The sequence below is a fragment of the Flectobacillus sp. genome, assembly GCF_049240685.1.
Lineage (GTDB): Bacteria > Bacteroidota > Bacteroidia > Cytophagales > Spirosomataceae > Flectobacillus.
On the sequence record NZ_JBMLSD010000479.1, the window covers coordinates 1 to 1,595 of the forward strand.

Consider the following 1,595-nt stretch of genomic DNA (forward strand, 5'->3'; position numbering starts at 1 on the left):
TCAGATAGCATTTTTTGAAATTGGGTGTTGCATGGCTATTTTTAGGTATGTTCCTAAGAAAAATAAAGAATCGATCGGGTAGTAGTTCTGTACAAATAATTTCAAAGGCCAGTGGTAGGTACAAAGTGTTGAAAACTATTGGGAGCAGTTCTACGGAGCAAGAATTACAAAAGCTGTGGTTTTTAGGTAAGCAAGAAATTGAAAAACTTTCGGCTCAGTCGGCTCTGTTTGTATCTGAAAAAGACACGTTGGTCGAACAAGTGATGAATAGCTTGGGCAATGCCAGTATTAGAACAGTGGGGCCAGAACTAATCTTTGGAAAAATCTACGATCATATAGGGTTTCAGGTAATTGAGCAAGAGATGTTCCGTCATTTGGTGATCTCGCGTTTAGCTTTTCCCTTGAGCAAACTCAAGACGGTGGACTACCTATACCGCTATCAAGGTGTTCAGTTAGATATTGATGCGGTGTACCGTTTTCTGGACAAACTCAATAGCAGTTTGAAAGCGCAGGTCGAGCAAGTTGCATTCACACACACCAAAAAAATATTGGAGAACAATTTAAGCGTGGTCTTTTATGATATGACCACTCTTTATTTTGAAGCCAGTGACGAAGATGATTTGCGTAAGACGGGCTTTTCCAAAGATGGCAAGCACCAACACCCACAAATTTATCTTGGCCTATTGGTGGGTTTAGGAGGCTATGCCATTGGATATGAAATTTTTGAAGGAAGCATTTATGAAGGACACACCTTGATACCCTTCTTGGAAAAGGCTGCTGCTAAATTTAATCTGGGCAAGCCTATCGTAATAGCGGATGCCGGATTGTTATCAATGGGCAACCTAGCCGAATTAACGCAAAGGAACTATCAGTACATCATCGGGGCAAGATTAAAAAGCGAATCCAAGACCATAAAGCAAAAGATACTGTCCACCTCATGGGAAGAAGGGCACGTGGTGAACATAAAAAAGGATGACGGCACCAAGCTCGTAGTAGCATTCTCCAACAACAGAGCGGCCAAAGATCAACACAATCGTCAGAGAGGGCTTCAACGATTAGAAAAACAAATCAAAGCAGGCAGGCTTACCAAATCAAATATTAACAACAAGGGGTACAATAAGTATCTTAAGATGCAAGGCAAAATCACCATCGAAATTGACTATGAAAAATTCAAGGCTGACAAATTATGGGATGGGCTGAAGGGCTATATAACTAATACTCAACTAGGCGCCAAGCAAGTCATTGAAAACTATAAAAACCTTTGGCATATTGAAAATGCCTTTCGGATGTCAAAAACTGATTTAAGAATAAGACCCATTTATCATCGCTTAAGACATCGTATTGAGGCACACGTTTGTATCTCCTTCACGGCCTACTGCATTTATAAAGAACTTGAACGGGTACTGTACAAAGAGAAGTCAACTCTATCAATAAAAAAGGCAGCGGAGCTCACCCATAACATGTATGAAATAACTTTCACGCTTCCAGAATCCAAACACACCCAATCTAAACTGCTCAAAATGGACGATTTACAAACCGAACTGTACCAAATTGTACAGAAAAATTTCTAGGGTGTTGCAACGCTGAAAACAGGA

At 40.3% G+C, this 1,595-nt stretch carries 1 protein-coding gene; it reads left to right on the plus strand.

Translation table 11 applies throughout. From position 1 onward, the window contains the following. Nucleotides 1–47: 47 nt before the first annotated feature. Nucleotides 48–1,571 (plus strand): IS1634 family transposase, encoded by a 1,524-nt coding sequence (locus tag ACOVQ4_RS22195; protein ID WP_421822778.1) that lies wholly within the window; start codon nucleotides 48–50, stop codon nucleotides 1,569–1,571. The last annotated feature ends 24 nt before the right edge of the window (nucleotides 1,572–1,595 follow it).